The organism is Xanthomonas sp. F14 (assembly GCF_014199865.1).
Map to the genome: position 1 here is coordinate 77,633 of NZ_JACHOM010000003.1, position 16,178 is coordinate 93,810.

16 protein-coding genes are annotated in these 16,178 nt (G+C 67.2%); 9 read left to right on the forward strand and 7 right to left on the reverse strand.

Annotated elements, in window-relative coordinates:
• Positions 1–22: 22 nt before the first annotated feature.
• Positions 23–1,204, reverse strand: coding sequence for a UbiH/UbiF family hydroxylase (locus GGR73_RS11825; protein ID WP_102252703.1), 1,182 nt, complete (start codon positions 1,202–1,204; stop codon positions 23–25).
• Positions 1,201–2,409 carry a 2-octaprenyl-6-methoxyphenyl hydroxylase gene (gene ubiH, locus GGR73_RS11830; RefSeq protein WP_184457046.1) on the reverse strand — a complete coding sequence of 403 codons (1,209 nt, stop codon included), beginning with the start codon at positions 2,407–2,409 and terminating at the stop codon, positions 1,201–1,203. The genes GGR73_RS11825 and ubiH overlap by 4 nt, the downstream gene beginning before the upstream one ends.
• 269 nt (positions 2,410–2,678) lie before the next feature.
• Between ubiH and GGR73_RS11835 the strand changes: the two genes are divergently transcribed.
• The 9 genes from GGR73_RS11835 to GGR73_RS11875 all read left to right on the forward strand — a co-directional run bounded on the left by GGR73_RS11835 (position 2,679) and on the right by GGR73_RS11875 (position 11,994).
• Complete coding sequence (locus GGR73_RS11835; protein ID WP_046345758.1) at positions 2,679–3,257, forward strand: hypothetical protein; 579 nt, start codon at positions 2,679–2,681, stop codon at positions 3,255–3,257.
• A 1-nt stretch (position 3,258) separates the two neighbouring features.
• Positions 3,259–3,816, forward strand: coding sequence for a cob(I)yrinic acid a,c-diamide adenosyltransferase (locus GGR73_RS11840; protein WP_184381335.1), 558 nt, complete (start codon positions 3,259–3,261; stop codon positions 3,814–3,816).
• A gap of 37 nt (positions 3,817–3,853) precedes the next feature.
• Positions 3,854–4,762 (forward strand): histone deacetylase family protein, encoded by a 909-nt coding sequence (locus GGR73_RS11845; RefSeq protein WP_046345757.1) that lies wholly within the window; start codon positions 3,854–3,856, stop codon positions 4,760–4,762.
• Between the two features lie 126 nt (positions 4,763–4,888).
• Entirely contained in the window at positions 4,889–7,321 is a 2,433-nt protein-coding gene (gene lptD, locus GGR73_RS11850) for an LPS-assembly protein LptD (RefSeq protein WP_184457048.1), read from the forward strand.
• Positions 7,318–8,709: a peptidylprolyl isomerase gene (locus tag GGR73_RS11855; protein ID WP_104577228.1), complete on the forward strand. Its 1,392-nt coding sequence runs from the start codon at positions 7,318–7,320 to the stop codon at positions 8,707–8,709. The genes lptD and GGR73_RS11855 overlap by 4 nt, the downstream gene beginning before the upstream one ends.
• A gap of 4 nt (positions 8,710–8,713) precedes the next feature.
• A complete protein-coding gene (gene pdxA / locus GGR73_RS11860; RefSeq protein ID WP_184457050.1) occupies positions 8,714–9,682 on the forward strand; it encodes a 4-hydroxythreonine-4-phosphate dehydrogenase PdxA in 969 nt (322 codons plus the stop codon).
• 115 nt (positions 9,683–9,797) lie between these two features.
• Entirely contained in the window at positions 9,798–10,586 is a 789-nt protein-coding gene (gene rsmA / locus GGR73_RS11865) for a 16S rRNA (adenine(1518)-N(6)/adenine(1519)-N(6))-dimethyltransferase RsmA (RefSeq protein WP_024938283.1), read from the forward strand.
• 36 nt (positions 10,587–10,622) lie between these two features.
• Positions 10,623–11,006, forward strand: a complete 384-nt coding sequence (apaG, locus tag GGR73_RS11870) for a Co2+/Mg2+ efflux protein ApaG (protein ID WP_039523655.1) — start codon at positions 10,623–10,625, stop codon at positions 11,004–11,006.
• Between the two features lie 28 nt (positions 11,007–11,034).
• Positions 11,035–11,994, forward strand: coding sequence for a symmetrical bis(5'-nucleosyl)-tetraphosphatase (locus GGR73_RS11875; RefSeq protein WP_184432040.1), 960 nt, complete (start codon positions 11,035–11,037; stop codon positions 11,992–11,994).
• A 208-nt stretch (positions 11,995–12,202) separates the two neighbouring features.
• Here the strand turns inward: GGR73_RS11875 and GGR73_RS11880 are convergent, their stop codons facing one another.
• The 5 genes from GGR73_RS11880 to GGR73_RS11900 all read right to left on the reverse strand — a co-directional run bounded on the left by GGR73_RS11880 (position 12,203) and on the right by GGR73_RS11900 (position 15,887).
• Entirely contained in the window at positions 12,203–12,697 is a 495-nt protein-coding gene (locus GGR73_RS11880; RefSeq protein WP_102252696.1) for a dihydrofolate reductase, read from the reverse strand.
• Between the two features lie 66 nt (positions 12,698–12,763).
• On the reverse strand, positions 12,764–13,558 hold the full coding sequence (locus GGR73_RS11885; protein ID WP_104555959.1) for a thymidylate synthase: 795 nt from the start codon (positions 13,556–13,558) through the stop codon (positions 12,764–12,766).
• Positions 13,555–14,445: a prolipoprotein diacylglyceryl transferase gene (gene lgt / locus GGR73_RS11890; protein ID WP_184457053.1), complete on the reverse strand. Its 891-nt coding sequence runs from the start codon at positions 14,443–14,445 to the stop codon at positions 13,555–13,557. Before lgt ends, GGR73_RS11885 begins: the two co-directional genes overlap by 4 nt.
• 54 nt (positions 14,446–14,499) lie before the next feature.
• Positions 14,500–14,991, reverse strand: coding sequence for a TPM domain-containing protein (locus tag GGR73_RS11895; RefSeq protein ID WP_024938289.1), 492 nt, complete (start codon positions 14,989–14,991; stop codon positions 14,500–14,502).
• The gene (locus GGR73_RS11900; RefSeq protein ID WP_184457055.1) at positions 14,991–15,887 is read right to left on the reverse strand and encodes a TPM domain-containing protein; all 897 of its coding nucleotides are present in this window, start codon (positions 15,885–15,887) and stop codon (positions 14,991–14,993) included. The genes GGR73_RS11895 and GGR73_RS11900 overlap by 1 nt, the downstream gene beginning before the upstream one ends.
• Positions 15,888–16,178 lie beyond the last annotated feature (291 nt).

A 16,178-nucleotide genomic window follows, 5' to 3' on the forward strand; every position in this document is an offset into this window, starting at 1 on the left:
TGCGCGTCGCGCTGTCACGCGATCACGCGCTGCCGGAGGCGCGCTTCCACAGCACATCGACCAGCGGCGGCAACGTGCCGGCCAGCCCGAGCACCGACCCGCGCAACAGGGTCAGGTGCATGTCGTCGTTGGAGAACACCGTGTTGATCGCATCGAAGCCATAGGCGGCCACGGTGTTCTCGCTACGCCGGGTGCGCGCCCAGCGCTGCAGCCGATGCGGGGCGGCCCAGTCCGCACGCCTTGCCAGCGCATTGCGCACCTCATCGCGCAACGCAGCGACATCGCGCAGGCCCAGATTGACGCCCTGCCCGGCCAGCGGATGCACCACATGCGCGGCGTCGCCCAATGTCAGCACGCGGCCGCTGACGTATTGCTCCACGAGTTGCCGTTGCAGCGGAAACGCCGTGCGCGCGGAGACCACACGCACCTGCCCCAGCCGCGCCGCGAAGGCCTGGGTCAGCTCGCGCGAGAAGTCGGCATCGTCCAGCGCCAGCACGCGCGCGGCCTCGGCATCCGGCAAGGTCCATACGATCGAACTGCGGCCATCGGCGAACGGCAGGAATGCCAGCGGGCCGGTGGTCAGGAAACGCTGCCAGGCAGTGGCCTGATGCGGCTGTTCGGTCTCCACGAAGGCGACCACGCCGCGCTGCGCGTAGGCATGCCGCGACACCGGCAGACCGGCGAGCTCGCGCAAGGTCGATGCGGCGCCATCGGCAGCGATGGCCAGCGCCGCTTCCAGGCGGCTGCCATCGTCCAGGCGCAGGCGCACGCTGTGTGCATCCTGCTCCAGCTCGACCACGCGCGCCGGGCAATGCACCTCGATGCCGGCCGCATGCACGGCGGCCCACAGGCGATCGACCAGCACCGCGTGTTCGATGATCCAGCCGAGTTGTTCGCGGCCCAGGGTGTCGGCATCGAAGCTCAGCTCGCCACCACCGGCCGCATCCCAGACCCGCATGCGCCGGTACGGCTGCACGCGGGCAGCGCGCACCAACGCCCAGACGCCCAGGCTGTCGAGCAATGCAGCATTGTCGGCGGCAAAGGCATAGACGCGCAGATCGGGCTGGTCGGCCCGCCAACGCGCGGGCTCGCGGCCTTCGACCAGGGCCACGCTCAGGCCGGCATCGGCCAGCGCCAGCGCGCAGGCGGCACCGACCACGCCACCGCCAACGATCAAGGCATCACGATTACCACGACGGCTCATGCGACGCCCCTGCACAACTGCGGCACATCGCCCCGGAAACCCATCGCCCCGCCGACCAGCATCGACTGCAGCGGCGCCGCCTGCGAGGTGGCGAGCAGGCCGAGGCTGCGCAACGGCCGCAGCAACGGCGCCGGATTCCCGGTAAGCCGCGCCAGCCCGCTGGAAAACCCGATGGTCTGCTCGCGGTCCACGCGTCGGCGTGCCAGGTAACCGGCCAGCAATGCGCCGGCCCCGGCATCGCTGCGATCGTGCTCGATCAATTCGGCCAGCGTCAGTGCATCGCGCAAGCCGAGGTTGAAGCCTTGCGCGCCGATCGGATGCAGCGTCTGCGCGGCGTTGCCGAGCAGCACCACGCGCTCGGCGACCAACTCGTTGGCCAGCACCTGCACCAGCGGGTACGCGCTGCGCTCCCCGCTGGCGACAAAGCGCCCGGCGCGCCATCCAGCCGCCCGCTGCAACCTGGCCAGCCAGCCGGTCTCGTCGAGCGCGGCCACCGCCTCGGCCTCGGCGCGCGCCACGCAGTGGATCGCGCCGTAATGGCGGTCGCCGCGCGGCAACAGCGCAGTCGGCCCGTGCTCGCCGAAGCGCTCCCAGGCGGTGCCATCCGGTGGGCGGGAGGCACGCACCCGGGCCACGAACAAGGTCTGCAGGAAGTCGTGCGCATCGCTGCCGATATGCAGCAGCTCGCGCACTGCGCTATGGGTGCCGTCGGCGCCCACCACCAGCCGGGCCTGCACGCGCTGCTCGCCATCGGCGGTGGCAATCCGCAGCGCGCGCACACCGTCCTGCACCGGCTCGACCCCGATGCAGCGTGCCGGGCGATAGCGGCGCAACCGGGTCAGCTCGTCCAGGCGTGCCGCCAATGCCTCGCCGAAATCGCGCGCCACCACCACCTGGCCGAAGCTGTCGCGGCCGTAATCGGCCGCATCCAGCTGCACCCGGCCGAAGTCGCCCGCCCGGCTGACGTGGATGCGCCGGATCGGCCCGGGTGCGCTGCGCAGCTTGGCCATCACCCCCAGCACGCTCAGCGCATTGACGGTGGCGGCAGCAAAACTCAGGTTGCGCTGGTCGAACACCGCTGGCGGCGTGCCGGCCGGGGTGGCTTCCACCAGCCCGACATCCAGGCCGATGCGGTCCAGCGCAATCGCCAGGCTGGAGCCGACCAGGCCGCCGCCGACGATCAGAACGTCATGTGGATGTGTCATTGCCACATGATAAGCCTTCGCCCATGACCCGTTGCCGCGAGCGGGTGGGACAGCTTGCCGCGCCCTAGCTGGTCTGACGCGGCCGGCTGCTCGCGCAGGGAGCGCTGCCGGCCCTGGCCGGTGCAGGGCGCATCCGGGCACCCACCGATTTGCGTTCGTCGTGTCCAGCAACGGGGGCGGCCGGGCGGGCCACCGCAAAGCCGCCAATGGCGCGGGCGTGCCGGGTTCCACGCTACACTCGCCAGCCTGTGATCCGGCCACCCCCGCGCATGACTCCTCGCTCGCACGACACCTTGGTTTTGAGTCTGCTTGCCGTCCTGATGGCGGCCACGCGGATCAATCACTTCGCGCCGATCCCCGACGCGTCCTGGGCGGTGTTTTTCATCGGCGGCTTCCATCTGGCCGCGCGCACCAGGCTGGCGTTCCCGCTGCTGATGCTGCTGGCAGTGGCGGTGGATTGGCTGGTGATCACCAGCCAGGGCCTGAGCTTCTGGCGGCACTACTGCGTGTCGCCGGCGTACTGGTGCCTGATCCCGGCGTATTTCGCGCTGTGGGCCGGGGGCATGTGGCTGCGTCGGCAGTACCACGGCGCGCAGTGGAGCGCGCTGGCCCGGCTGGTGCCGGCGCTGTTGCTCTCGGTGGCGCTGTGCCAGTTGATCGCCCAGGGCAGCTTCTACTGGATCAGTGCCAGCGTGGCCGAGCCGACCGTGACCGGCTGGTTCAAGAACTACACCGACTGGCTTGGGCCGTATCTGCGCAGCGCCGCGCTATATGTCGCCGCTGCCGCGGCGATCCAGGTGGCCGCCGAGCGCCTGACCAGCGCGCCCGGCCAGACCCAGGCCGGCTGAGATGGGCAACCGGCTCTCGCGGATCTATACGCGCACCGGCGACGACGGCAGCACCGGGCTGGGCGACGGCAGCCGTACCGGCAAGGATGCGCTGCGGGTCAACGCCTACGGCACCGTGGACGAGGCCAATTCCGCCATCGGCGTGCTGCTGGCTGCCCCCGGCGTGCCGGAACCGATCGCCGGGCTGCTGACCACCGTCCAGCACCAGTTGTTCGATCTGGGCGGCGAGCTGTGCATCCCCGGCCATGCCGCCATCGATAGCGCCGATATCGATGCGCTGGAGCGCCAGCTGGACCTTTTCAACAACACGCTGCCCCCGCTGAAGGAGTTCATCCTGCCGGCCGGGGGCGAGGCCGCTGCGCGCTGCCACCTGGCCCGCACCATCGTGCGCCGGGCCGAGCGCGAGACCGTTGCGCTGTCGCGCCAGGAGACCGTGCGCAGCGAGGCGATCGGTTACCTGAACCGGCTGTCCGACCTGCTGTTCGTGCTGGCGCGCGTGCTGGCGCGCGCCGATGGCCAGCAGGAAGTGCTGTGGCGGCACGACCGCCGGCGCGGCTGACCTGCACATGGCACGGCGGACAGGCTAGATTTGCCCCATGTTGGTCTTTACCCATCCCGCCTGCCTCGGGCACGACGCCGGCCCCGAGCATCCCGAAAGCCCCGCCCGCCTGGAAGCGGTGGTGGAGGCACTGCGCGACGCGTTCCCGGACTTGGACTGGCGCGAGGCGCCGCTGGCCAAGCTCGGCGACCTGTGCCGGGTGCATGAGCGCGAACAAGTCGACGCGGTGCTGGAAACCGCCTTCGAAGGCCACCACCGGCTCGACGTGGACACCGTGATGTCGCCCGGCTCGCGCGCGGCGGCGTTGCGCGCGGCCGGGGCCGGCATCGCCGCGGTGGACGCGGTGATGCAGGACGCCACCCGCACCGCCTTCTGCGCCGTGCGCCCACCCGGGCACCATGCCACCGCGCAGGTGTCGATGGGCTTTTGCCTGTTCAACAACATTGCCGTGGCCGCCGCGCACGCGCGCGACCGGCATGGGCTGGAACGCATCAGCATCGTGGATTTCGACGTCCACCACGGCAACGGCACGCAGGCGATCTTCGAACGCGACCCGAGCGTGCAGTATCTCAGCACCCACCAGTCCGGGCTCTATCCGCACTCGGGCAGCGTTTACGAGCGCGGCATCGGCAACATCCACAACCTGCTGCTGCAACCAGGCAGCGACGGGCTGCGCTTCCGCAACGTGTGGGAAGACGAGATGCTGCCGCTGGTGGATGCCTTCCGCCCGCAGCTGATCCTGATCTCGGCCGGCTTCGATGCGCATCTGCGCGATCCGCTGGCCGATCTGATGCTCGATGCCGACGACTTCGCCTGGCTGACCGGCGCGCTGCGCACCCTGGCCGAGCGGCATGCCCGTGGCCGGGTGGTGTCCATGCTGGAAGGCGGCTACGACCTGCAGGCCTTGCGCGAAAGCAGCGTGGCGCACGTGGCCGCGCTGCGTTGAACCCTACCGGCGCCTTGCTCGCGCCCCCCATCGCGATGAACCTCGCCCTCCCGACCAGGGAGCTCTTCATTGCCCCTATGCGGGGTATACGGCAAGCTAGTCGCCATTTTATTGGTTGAATCACGCGTGCGCCGAGTTCTCCGCCTGCTGCCCCTGCCTTTGAGCATCGCCATCTGCCTCCCGGCCATGGCTGCCGACAAGCCGTTGAACTGGGGACTGTGCCCGGCCGTGGATCCGCTGCCAGGCTTCGACGGCGCGCCCGCCGCAGATGCCAAGGCCGCCGAAATGCGCCAGCAGTTGCCGACCGACATCGAAGGCGACCAGCTGTCAGGCACCAGCACCACCCCGCAGTACCAGGGCAATGTGGCGCTCAAGCGCGGCGACCAGTTCCTGGGCGCCGACAACCTGCGCATGGACACCGAGACCGGCAACTACATCGCCGAAGGCCATGTCCGCTACCAGGACACCTCCTTCCGCATGGTCGCCGACCGCGCCGAAGGCAATCAGGACACCGACGCCCACAAGGTCACCAATATCCAGTACCAACTGGTGGACCGGCGCGGCAATGGTGCGGCCGAGTCGGTGGACCTGCAGGGCCAGGTCGGGCAGATGCACCGCTCGACCTATACCACCTGCGATCCCTCGCAGCCGATCTGGCGCGTGCGCGCGCCGGAGATCGACGTCGACAACGAAGAAGGCTTCGGCACCGCCCGCAACGCCGTGCTGCAGATCGGCAAGGTGCCGGTGCTGTATTTCCCCTGGTTCAAGTTCCCGATCGACGACCGTCGCCAGACCGGCCTGCTGTTCCCACAGTTCGGCCTGTCCGGCCGCAATGGCTTCGACTACCTGCAACCGATCTACCTGAACCTGGCGCCGAACTACGACGCAACCCTGTTGCCGCGCTACATGAGCAAGCGCGGTTTCATGTTCGGCACCGAGTTCCGCTACCTGTACGAAGGCGGTCGCGGCGAAATCACCGGCAACTACCTGCCCAACGACAAGTTGCGCGACAAGGACCGCGGCAGCGTCTTCTACAGCGGCTACCACAACATCAATGATCACTGGCAGGCGCGCAGCAGTATCTCCTGGGTCAGCGATACGCGTTACGTGGAAGACTTCACCAGCCGCCTGAACGGCATGGGCTCGGCCTCTAGCGTGCAGAGTACCGTGGGCATCTACGGTACCGGCGAAACCTGGACCGCCGGCCTGATGGCCGACCGCTGGCAGCTCACCGACTACACGCTGGATGAGCAGTCGCTGCCCTACAACCGCCAGCCGCGCGCGTATTTCACCTGGGACAAGCCGTTCGGCATCTTCGAGGCCGGCGTGTATGCCGAGGCAGTGCGGTTCACTCACGATGATTCTTACTTCGTCAGGCCCCCATTGAACGGGAGCACCAGCGGCAATGACGATGATGACGATTACGTCCGCACCAATATCCGCAACAAAGAATATGGCAGCGGTTCGCGCCTTGACATCAAGCCCTACATCTCGATGCCGTTGTCCGGCGCAGCCTGGTTCTTTACTCCGACCGTGGCGTGGCGCTACACCACCTATCAGCTGGATTCGACGTTGGCCAACACCGCGCCGCTGACCGGTGATCGCTCCCCCTCGCGCAGCCTGCCGATCGCCTCGCTGGACGCCGGCCTGTATTTCGACCGCGAGACTTCGCTGTTCGGTACCAACTATCTCAATACGCTGGAACCGCGGATGTACTACCTGTACGTGCCGTACCGCGACCAGGACGATCTGCCGGTCTTCGATACCCGCCCGTTCACCTTCAGCTATGGCCAGTTGTTCCGTGACTCGCGCTACACCGGCGCCGACCGTCAGAACGATGCCAACCAGCTGACCCTGGCGGTGACCTCGCGCTGGCTGCGCCAGGATGACGGTCGCGAGAAGCTGTCGCTGAGTGCAGGCCAGATCCTGTATTTCAACGATTCGCTGGTCACGATCAACAACAGCACCAATTCGGCCGCCGGCAGCGAACAACCCATCGAACAGGGCAAGTCCGCCTGGGTGGCAGATGCCAACTACATGATCAACGACCGCTGGTCGATGGGCGCCACCTATCAGTGGAACCCGAATTCGCGCAAGGAAGATCTGGCCAGCCTGCGTACGCGTTATTTGCTCAACAACGACGGCATCATCAATCTTGCGTATCGCTACCGCCGTAACCCGACCAACAATAGCGACCAGCTTGAGCAGGCAGATTTCTCCTTCCTGTACCCGATCAACCCCAGCTGGAGTGCGGTCGGCCGTTACTACTACTCGCTCCTGGATCGCAAACCACTGGAGATGATCGGTGGCGTGCAGTGGGACAGCTGCTGCCTGGCGGTGCGCGCGCTGGTGCGCCGGTTCGTGCGCAACCGTGATGGCGAAATGGACAACTCCATCCAGGTGGAGTTCGTGCTGAAGGGCTTGAGCTCGTTCGGGCAGAACACGGACCGCACTTTGCGCCGTGCTATTCTCGGCTATTACCGCGACGACCTGTACCTGGTCCCGCCCAGCAATACCACGACTAATCCGGACGATTACGATCCGAACTTGATTCCATGACCAAGCCTTTCTCTGTTGTTCTTGCCTCGCTGCTGGTACTCACCAGCACGCTCTCGCCGTTGGCCTCGGCACAGCAATCCCAGCCGCTGGATCGCATTGCCGCCATCGTCGATGAAGACGTGGTGCTGCAGAGTGAGCTCGATCGCGCCGTACGCAACGTCAAGTCGCAGTACGCCGGCCGGGAAAACCAGCTGCCGCCGGACGATGTCCTGCAGCGCCAGGTGCTGGAGCGTCTGGTCCTGGTCAAATTGCAGGTCGGTCGTGCCGATGGCAGCGGTATCCGCGTCAGCGACGAGGAACTCAACCGGGCAATCGCCAGCATCGCCCAGCAGAACGGCACCACCGTCGATGGCCTGCGCCAGAAGCTGGCGGCCGACGGCATGGGCTATGGCGATTTCCGCGCTTCGGTGCGTGACGAAATCATCGTGCAGCGCCTGCGTCAGAGCTTTGCGCAGAGCCGCATCAGCGTGAGCGAAGGTGAAGTGGACACTGCGCTGGCGCAGCAGGCCACCACCGGCAGCCAATATCACCTGGCGCACATTCTGGTCGGCCTGCCGGAAGGCGCGACGGCCGATCAGATCGCCACCGGCCAGAAAAAGGTCGATGGCGTGAAGGCATTGATCGACAAGGGCGAGCTGGACTTCTCGGCAGCGGCAGTGCGGTATTCCGACAGCCCGAACGCGCTGGAAGGCGGCGACCTGGGCTGGCGCAGCCTGGACGAGATCCCCAACGCATTCGCCCAGCTGATCCGCGACATGCAGCCCGGTCAGGTCGCCGGTCCGTTGCGCGGCCCGAGCGGTTTCCAGTTGCTCAAGCTGGTGGAAATGCGCGACGCCAATGCCGGCGGCGAAAAGAAGCTGGTCACCGAATACAACGCACGCCACATCCTGGTGCGCATCAACGACAGCCAGACCGAGGCGCAGGCCAAGGCCAAGATCGACACGCTGCGTGCGCGCATCGTCGGTGGCGCCGATTTCCAGGCCACCGCGAAGGAGTCGTCCGAAGACACCAACAGCCGTGGCCAGGGGGGCGATCTGGGCTGGTTCCCCGCCGACGCATTCGGCCCGGACTTCGGCAAGCAGGTCGAAGGCCTGGCCGACGGCGCGGTGTCCGAGCCGTTCCGCACCCAGGCGGGTTGGCACATCGTGCAGCGCGTGGGCAGCCGTCAGACCGACGTCAGCGCCGAAAGCCAGCGTGCGCAGATCCGTGAAACGATCGGCCGCCGCAAGCTGGAAGAAGAGTACAACCGCTATCTGCAGGAACTGCGTGGCGAAGCCTACGTGAGCTTCCGCACCGGCGACCGCGCCGATGGCGATGCCAGTGCCGCTCCGGCCAAGCCAGCCGACCCTGCCGCGCCGACGCCGCCGCCGGCACAGCCGACACGCTGATTCGATGCTCCCGTCGCTCGCGCTGGTGCCAGGCGAGCCGGCCGGGATCGGGCCGGAACTGTGCGTCCGGCTCGCCCAGCGGCCGCGCTCGGATGCCCACCTGATCGCCTACGCCGATCCGGACACCCTGCACAGCGCCGCAAAGGCGCTGTCTTTGTCTGTGCGGCTGCTCGATCCGGACCAGCGCGCCCGCGCGTCCGGCGACCTGCCGCTGCATCCGATCCGTCAGGCGGTGCCGACCCGTTTCGGCACCGCGGACCCCGCCAATGCGGCGGCGGTCATTGCCGGCCTGCGTGGCGCTGCCGGCGACTGCCTGTCCGGCAAGCTGCAGGGCATCGTGACCGGTCCGGTGCACAAGGCGGCGATCAATGCCGGCGGCATTCCCTACACCGGCACCACCGAGCTGCTGGCCGAGCAGGCGGGCTGCCCGGTGGTGATGATGCTGGCCAACGCCATCGTGCGCGTCGCCCTGGTGACTACCCATCTGCCGCTGCGCGCAGTGGCCGATGCGATCACTGCCGAGGCCGTGGCGCGCTGCCTGCGCATCACCGACGCCGCGATGCGACGCGACTTCGGTCTGGAGCGCCCGCGCATCGCGGTGCTGGGCCTCAATCCGCATGCCGGCGAAGATGGGCACCTGGGCCGGGAGGAACTGGACGTCATCATCCCGATACTGGAGCAGCTGCGCGGCGACGGCATGCAGCTGATCGGCCCGCTGCCGGCCGATACCGCATTCCTGCCGCAGAAGCTCAGCGGCTTCGATGCGGTGGTGGCGATGTATCACGACCAGGGCCTGCCGGTGCTCAAGTACAGCGGCTTCGAGCAGGCGGTCAACATCACGCTCGGCCTGCCCTATCCGCGCGTGGCGGTCGATCACGGCACCGCGCTGGAGCTGGCCGGGCGCGGTATCGCCGACCCGTCCAGCCTGATGGCGGCGACCGAGCTATGCGCGCGCCTGGCCGCACGCGGCTGAGCGAGGCCTGATTGCCAACAATCGACGGGGCGCAGCGTGCACGCAGCCCGTCTGGCGTGCCGGCGATGCGCAGAACCGGCACCGCGTGCAGGCGCTGCCACGTTAAACTGCGCACATGAATCATTCTTTCAGCGCACCGGCCAAGAAGTCGCTTGGCCAGCACTTTCTTGCCGACCGGTATTACATCGACCGCATCGTGCAGGCAGTGGACCCGCGCGCCGGCCAGCACCTGGTCGAAATCGGTCCTGGTCAGGGCGCGATCACCTTTCCGCTGCTGCGCAAGCACGGCGCACTGACCGTGATCGAATTCGACCGCGACCTGATCGCACCACTGACCGACGCCGCCGCACCGATCGGCGCGCTGAGCATCATCCATCGCGATGTGCTCAGTGTGGATTTCACTGCACTGGCCGATGGCACGCCGATCCGGCTGGTCGGCAACCTGCCCTACAACATCTCCTCGCCAATTCTGTTCCACGCGCTGGACCATGCCGGTGCGGTAGCCGACATGCACTTCATGCTGCAAAAGGAAGTAGTCGACCGCATGGCCGCCGGCCCCGGCAGCAAGGTGTACGGGCGCTTGAGCGTGATGCTGCAGGCGTATTGCGAGGTCACCGCGCTGTTCGTGGTGCCGCCGGGCGCATTCCGGCCGCCGCCGAAGGTGGACTCGGCGGTGGTACGGCTGGTGCCGCGCGATCCGGCCACGGTGCAGATCAGGGATCGGCGGCGCTTTGCCGACGTGGTGCGCGCCGGCTTCGGCCAGCGTCGCAAGACCCTGCGCAATGCCTTGTCCAACGTCTGCGAGCCCGCCCACTTCGAGGCCGCGCAGGTGCGTCCGGATGCTCGCGCCGAACAACTCGAGGTCGCGGATTTCATCCGCCTGGCCAATGTCGAGCCGGCTTGAGCGCCGCTCCCACACGGTTTTATTTAGACTTTCCGCATGCACGATGATCCGCGCTACCGGGTCGAGGTCGAGGTGTCGCCCCGCTTCCTCGCCCATCAATCGACCCCCGACGAAGGCCGCTATGCCTTCGCCTACAGCATCCGCATCCAGAACGCGGGGGCCGTGCCTGCGCGCCTGATCGCGCGCCATTGGCAGATCACCGACGCCAACGGACGCACCGAACGGGTGGATGGCGAAGGCGTGGTCGGCGAACAGCCCTGGCTGCGTCCCGGCGAGGCGTTCAGTTACACCTCCGGCGTGCTGCTGGAGACCGAGCAGGGACAGATGCAAGGTCATTACGACATGGTGGCCGACGATGGCACCGAATTCACCGCCCCGATCGCCGCCTTCGTGCTGAGCGTACCCAGGACGCTGCACTGATGGATGCTGGACTGATGGAGCGCACGCGATGAGCGTCTGGGCAATTGGCGACCTGCAGGGGTGTTACGACATCACCCAGCGCCTGCTGGAAAAAATCAACTTCGACCCCGCGCAGGACACCCTGTGGTTCTGTGGCGACCTGGTCAACCGCGGCGGTCAATCGCTGGAAACGCTGCGCCTGGTGCATTCGCTGCGCGCGCATAGCGTGGTGGTGCTGGGCAACCATGACCTGTCGCTGCTGGCGATCGGCGCGCGTTCGGAAGAGGAACAGCGCAAGGTCAACCCGGATCTGCTGCGCATCGTGCTGGCCGAGGACCGCGACCTGCTGCTCGACTGGCTGCGGATGCAGAAGCTGGCGCACGTGGACCGCGAACTGGGCTGGATGATGATCCATGCCGGGCTGGCGCCGAAATGGACCACGCAGATGGCCGAGAAACATGCGCGCGAGGTCGAGCAGCAACTGCAGGGCGGCGGCTATCGCAAACTGCTGCGCAACATGTACGGCGATCAGCCGGGCTGGTCGCCGGGCCTGAGCGGGTACGACCGCAGCCGCGCAATCATCAACCTGTTCACGCGAATGCGCTATTGCACCCCGCGCGGGCGCATCGCCACCGACGACAAGGGCACGCCGGGTACCCAGGCGCAGGGCCTGTATCCCTGGTTCGAAGTACCGGGCCGGGTCGAGCGCGATCTCAAGATCGTCTGTGGGCATTGGTCCGCACTCGGGCTGACCATCACCCAGGGCGTGCATGCCATCGATACCGGTGCGGTATGGGGCGGCAAGCTCACCGCCTTGCAGCTGGATACCGACGAACTGCGCGTGGTGCAGGTGCCGGGAATCCCGATCACGCAGCCGCAGAAGACCGCACAGCGCAGCCGGCCACCGCGCCGCCGGCAACGCCAGCGCGGCGGTGGCGGAGACAATGCGAACGCAGGCACCGGCTCCGCCGCTTCCAGTGCCGCCCCGCCCGCTGCCACTGCGGACTAAGTAACGGGCGTGGCGGCGCACTGCCGCAGCATGCCGGGGTAATGCCTCGGCGCTTGCGAATCAGCCTGATCCTGCATCCGCCACGTGACTGGCACGCTTGCACATTGGGCCTTTCGGCACGCAAGCGCATCGATTTGCATCGCTGTCTCGAAACCGCCGGACTGGCATGCCCCCGGCAGCACCATCGTGCGTGCGCGGCTAAGTGAGCTCAGCGCCGCTGATAGTCCACGTAATCGAATGCGAAGGCATGCCGCGCATCGGCCGCATGCGACGCGCGTTGCACCGGTTCCCACACGGCCGGGTCGATCGGTGGAAAGTAGGTGTCGGCCCGTTCCACGGTGGTGTCCACTTCGGTGACAGCCAGCAGGTCCGCACGCTCCATGGTCAGGCGATAGACCTCGCCGCCACCGATCACGCACAGCTCCTGTGCACCGGCCGCCTCGGCCTGCGCAATCGCCTCATCGAGCGACGCCACCGCCTGCATGTCTGCGAACGGCACCTGCCCCGAACGCGTCAACACCAGGTTCAATCGCCCCGGCAAGGCACGCCCCAGCGACTGCGCGGTCTTGCGCCCCATCAGGATCGGCTTGCCCACGGTCAGCGCCTTGAAGCGCTTGAGATCGTCCGGCAACTTCCACGGCAATTCGTTGTCGCGGCCGATGGCGTTGCTGCGGTCGAAGGCGACGATCAGGATAAGTTTCATGCAGCGGACGATATCCCTTCGAACATCAAATCAATGTGTGGCATCACTCAGCCAGTGAAGCGACGCTCACACCGCCACCGGCGCCTTGATCGCCGGATGCGGGTCGTAGCCCTCGATGGCGATGTCCTCGAAGCGGAACGCGAACAGGTCGTTGACGGCGGGATTCAGGCGCAGGCGCGGCAGCGCGCGCGGTGTGCGGGTCAGTTGCTCGCGCGCCTGCGCGAAGTGATTCGAATACAGGTGCGCATCGCCCAGCGTGTGCACGAAATCGCCCACGCCCAGGCCGGTGGCCTGCGCCACCATATGCGTCAGCAGTGCATAGCTGGCGATATTGAACGGCACGCCGAGAAAGATGTCGCCGCTGCGCTGATACAGCTGGCAGCTGAGCTTGCCGTTCACCACATAGAACTGGAACAGGCTGTGGCACGGCATCAAGGCCATCTGCGGCAGCTCGCCGACATTCCAGGCGCTGATCACCAGCCGGCGCGAATCCGGGTTGCGCTTGATCTCGTCCACCAGCCATTGCATCTGGTCGATCTCGACGCCGTCCGGGCCGGTCCAGCGCCGCCACTGCTTGCCGTACACCGGGCCGAGATCGCCGTTGTCGTCGGCCCATTCGTCCCAGATGCGGACCTGGTGGTCCTTGAGATAGCCGATGTTGGTGTCGCCCTGCAGGAACCACAGCAGCTCATGGATGATCGAGCGCAGGTGCAGCTTCTTGGTGGTGACCAGCGGAAAGCCATCATTGAGGTCGAAGCGCATCTGCCAGCCGAACACGCTGCGCGTGCCGGTACCGGTGCGATCGGACTTCTCGGCGCCGTGTTCCAGCACATGCTGCAGCAGGTCCAGATAGGGCTTCACTTGGCCGCCTCCGCGCCCGCGGTATGCGCCAGCATCGGCTGCAGCACCGGCGCGCGGCGCGACATCGCCAGCAACACCAGGCCGCCGATGATCAACGGCAGGCTCAGGATCTGCCCCATCGTCAGCCAGTTGAAGGCCAGGTAGCCGATCGGTGCATCCGGCACGCGCACGAATTCCACGATGAAACGGAACACGCCGTACAGCAGCGCGAACATCCCCGACACCGCATAGCGTGCGCGCGGCTTCATCGAGAAGGTCCACAGCACCACGAACATCACCACGCCTTCCAGCGCCGCCTCGTATAGCTGCGAAGGATGGCGCGCGAACTGGTTCAACGCACCGGCGGCGTACTGCGCCTGGAGTTCTGCCGGCAACTTGCCGGCCAGTTCCGGTGCAAGCGGGAAGATCACGCCCCAGCCGGCATCGGTGAACTTGCCCCACAACTCGCCGCCGACGAAATTGCCGAGCCTCCCGAAGCCCAGGCCCAGCGGCACCAGCGGCGCCACGAAATCCATCACGTCGAAGAAGTGCAGCCGGTGCTTGCGCGCCCACAGCCCGCAGGCGATCAGCACGCCCAGCAGGCCGCCGTGGAAGCTCATGCCGCCCTGCCACACCTTGAACAGGATCAACGGGTTGGCCAGCAGGCTGTCGAACGCATAGAACAGCATGTAGCCGATGCGCCCGCCCAGCACCACGCCGAGCATGCCGTAGAACAACAGGTCGGAAAATCCGTCCATGTCCACGCCCGGCAGGCGGCCGCGCAGGATGCGCGAGCGCCCCAGCGCCCAGGCAGAGAAGAATGCGGCCAGGTACATCAACCCGTACCAGTGCACCTGCACCGGTCCAAGCGAGAAGGCGATGGGGTCGATGGCGTGCAGATAGATCATGCGGACCGCGGATCACGAAAAAGCGAGGCGTCTATTCTGACACCTCGCACGCGTTCAGCCTAAGAGCTGGGGACGATCGGGCAGCTCATCTTCATGCTGGGAGCCGGCAGCGGCAGGAAAATGCTCGGTCAACAGCTCGGTTACCGCCTCGATCCCGGCCAGCACCGCCGCCTCGTGCTCGCCCTCGCGCAGGAACTGCTGCATGCGCCGGCACACCTCGGCCCACTGCGCTTCCGGCACCCGGCTGCGCAGCCCACGGTCGGCGACCACTTCGATGGCGTGGTCGGCCAGCAGCAAATACAGCAGCACCCCGTTATTGGCTTCGGTGTCCCAGGTGCGCAATTGCGCGAAGGCCTGCTCGGCACGCTGGCGCGCGGTGTGCCCGCGCCATAGCGCGTCCAGCGGCAGGTCGGCTTCCACCGCCACCATGACCTGGCCGGTATGGGTGCGCTCGCTGGCGGCAACCGCCGCCGCGATCGCGTCCATGCAGCCGGCCGGGAAACTGCGCTGCGCCGAGGGCGCGAAGACATGCCTGAGCCACCGCATTACCAGCTCCCCGAGGCGCCACTGCCTCCCGATGATCCGCCACCACCACCCCAGCCGCCGCCGCCGAAACCGCCGCGGCCACCGCCTCCAAAGCCACCGAATCCGCCACCGCCCCAGCCACCGCCGCCGACAAAGCGCCCCGGCGAACCGGACGCCAGGCCGGCCAGCAGCCCGATCACCGCAGCGCCGGCGCTGGCGAACAGCAGCGAGGTAAACAGCAAGGCGGCGCCACCGGCGGCGACGCCGGTCAGCAGCGCGCGCAGCGGCCGTGGCAGGGCACCAAGAATGCCGCGCGCCACCATCGCGACCACAAAACCGATGAACAAGGCCATGATCCAGCCGCCGCCACCCGAGCCATTGCCCGCGCCGCCATCGGCGTGCCCGCTGACCGGCGCGGGCAAGGCCTCGCCCTCGATCAGGCCGGCCAGCGTCGCAGTCGCCGCACTGATGCCACCGGCGTAGTCGCCCTCACGGAAGCGCGGCGCCAGATACTCCTGGATGATGCGGTTGGCCGTGATGTCGGGGATCGCGCCTTCCAGGCCGTAGCCGGGCTGGATCCGCACCCGGCGGTCGTCCTTGGCTACCAGCAGCAACAAACCGTCGTCCACGCCCTTGCGGCCGATCTTCCACTGGTCGAACACGCGCTGGGTGTACTGCTCGATCGGCTCCGGCTGCGTTGTCGGCACGATCAGGACCTGCAACTGCGCGCCCTTGCGCTGCTGCAAGGCCAGCGCCTGCTGCTCGAGTTGCCGGGTCTGCGTTGCGTCCAATGTGCCGGTGGTATCGACCACGGGCGAGCGCAGTGGCGGAATGGCTGCCAGATCCTGCGCCAGCAGCGAGGCCGGCAACAGCAACAGCGCCAACATCCAGAACACCCGCATGTAGTTCTTCCGCATTCGCAACTCCTGGCTGATTAGCACTGACACGTCATCGGCACTGGCTTGACTGATCCTTCTCCCTGCGGGAGAAGCTGCCCCGAAGGGGCGGATGAGGGTGCGAGCGAAGCTTCGTCCAGTTGGAATAGCACGAGGACTTCACCCCATATCCTCCCCTCCCCCGCTCCGCCACCCGGCCCTCGCTAGCAGCGCGGGCGCTCCAGGGCACGTGCGCCAGCGGCGCGCAAGCCGTGCCTTATCGCCCCGAGGGCAGAGGCTTGATGTGCCGCGTCTGAAGTCGATTGCTCCAGC

Bases quoted from the DNA above. Each gene is read 5' to 3' on its own strand.
- GGR73_RS11825 (WP_102252703.1), bottom strand. From the start codon at position 1,204: ATGAGCCGTCGTGGTAATCGTGATGCCTTGATCGTTGGCGGTGGCGTG.
- ubiH (WP_184457046.1), bottom strand. From the start codon at position 2,409: ATGACACATCCACATGACGTTCTGATCGTCGGCGGCGGCCTGGTCGGC.
- GGR73_RS11835 (WP_046345758.1), top strand. From the start codon at position 2,679: ATGACTCCTCGCTCGCACGACACCTTGGTTTTGAGTCTGCTTGCCGTC.
- GGR73_RS11840 (WP_184381335.1), top strand. From the start codon at position 3,259: ATGGGCAACCGGCTCTCGCGGATCTATACGCGCACCGGCGACGACGGC.
- GGR73_RS11845 (WP_046345757.1), top strand. From the start codon at position 3,854: ATGTTGGTCTTTACCCATCCCGCCTGCCTCGGGCACGACGCCGGCCCC.
- GGR73_RS11855 (WP_104577228.1), top strand. From the start codon at position 7,318: ATGACCAAGCCTTTCTCTGTTGTTCTTGCCTCGCTGCTGGTACTCACC.
- pdxA (WP_184457050.1), top strand. From the start codon at position 8,714: ATGCTCCCGTCGCTCGCGCTGGTGCCAGGCGAGCCGGCCGGGATCGGG.
- rsmA (WP_024938283.1), top strand. From the start codon at position 9,798: ATGAATCATTCTTTCAGCGCACCGGCCAAGAAGTCGCTTGGCCAGCAC.
- apaG (WP_039523655.1), top strand. From the start codon at position 10,623: ATGCACGATGATCCGCGCTACCGGGTCGAGGTCGAGGTGTCGCCCCGC.
- GGR73_RS11875 (WP_184432040.1), top strand. From the start codon at position 11,035: ATGAGCGTCTGGGCAATTGGCGACCTGCAGGGGTGTTACGACATCACC.
- GGR73_RS11880 (WP_102252696.1), bottom strand. From the start codon at position 12,697: ATGAAACTTATCCTGATCGTCGCCTTCGACCGCAGCAACGCCATCGGC.
- lgt (WP_184457053.1), bottom strand. From the start codon at position 14,445: ATGATCTATCTGCACGCCATCGACCCCATCGCCTTCTCGCTTGGACCG.
- GGR73_RS11895 (WP_024938289.1), bottom strand. From the start codon at position 14,991: ATGCGGTGGCTCAGGCATGTCTTCGCGCCCTCGGCGCAGCGCAGTTTC.
- GGR73_RS11900 (WP_184457055.1), bottom strand. From the start codon at position 15,887: ATGCGGAAGAACTACATGCGGGTGTTCTGGATGTTGGCGCTGTTGCTG.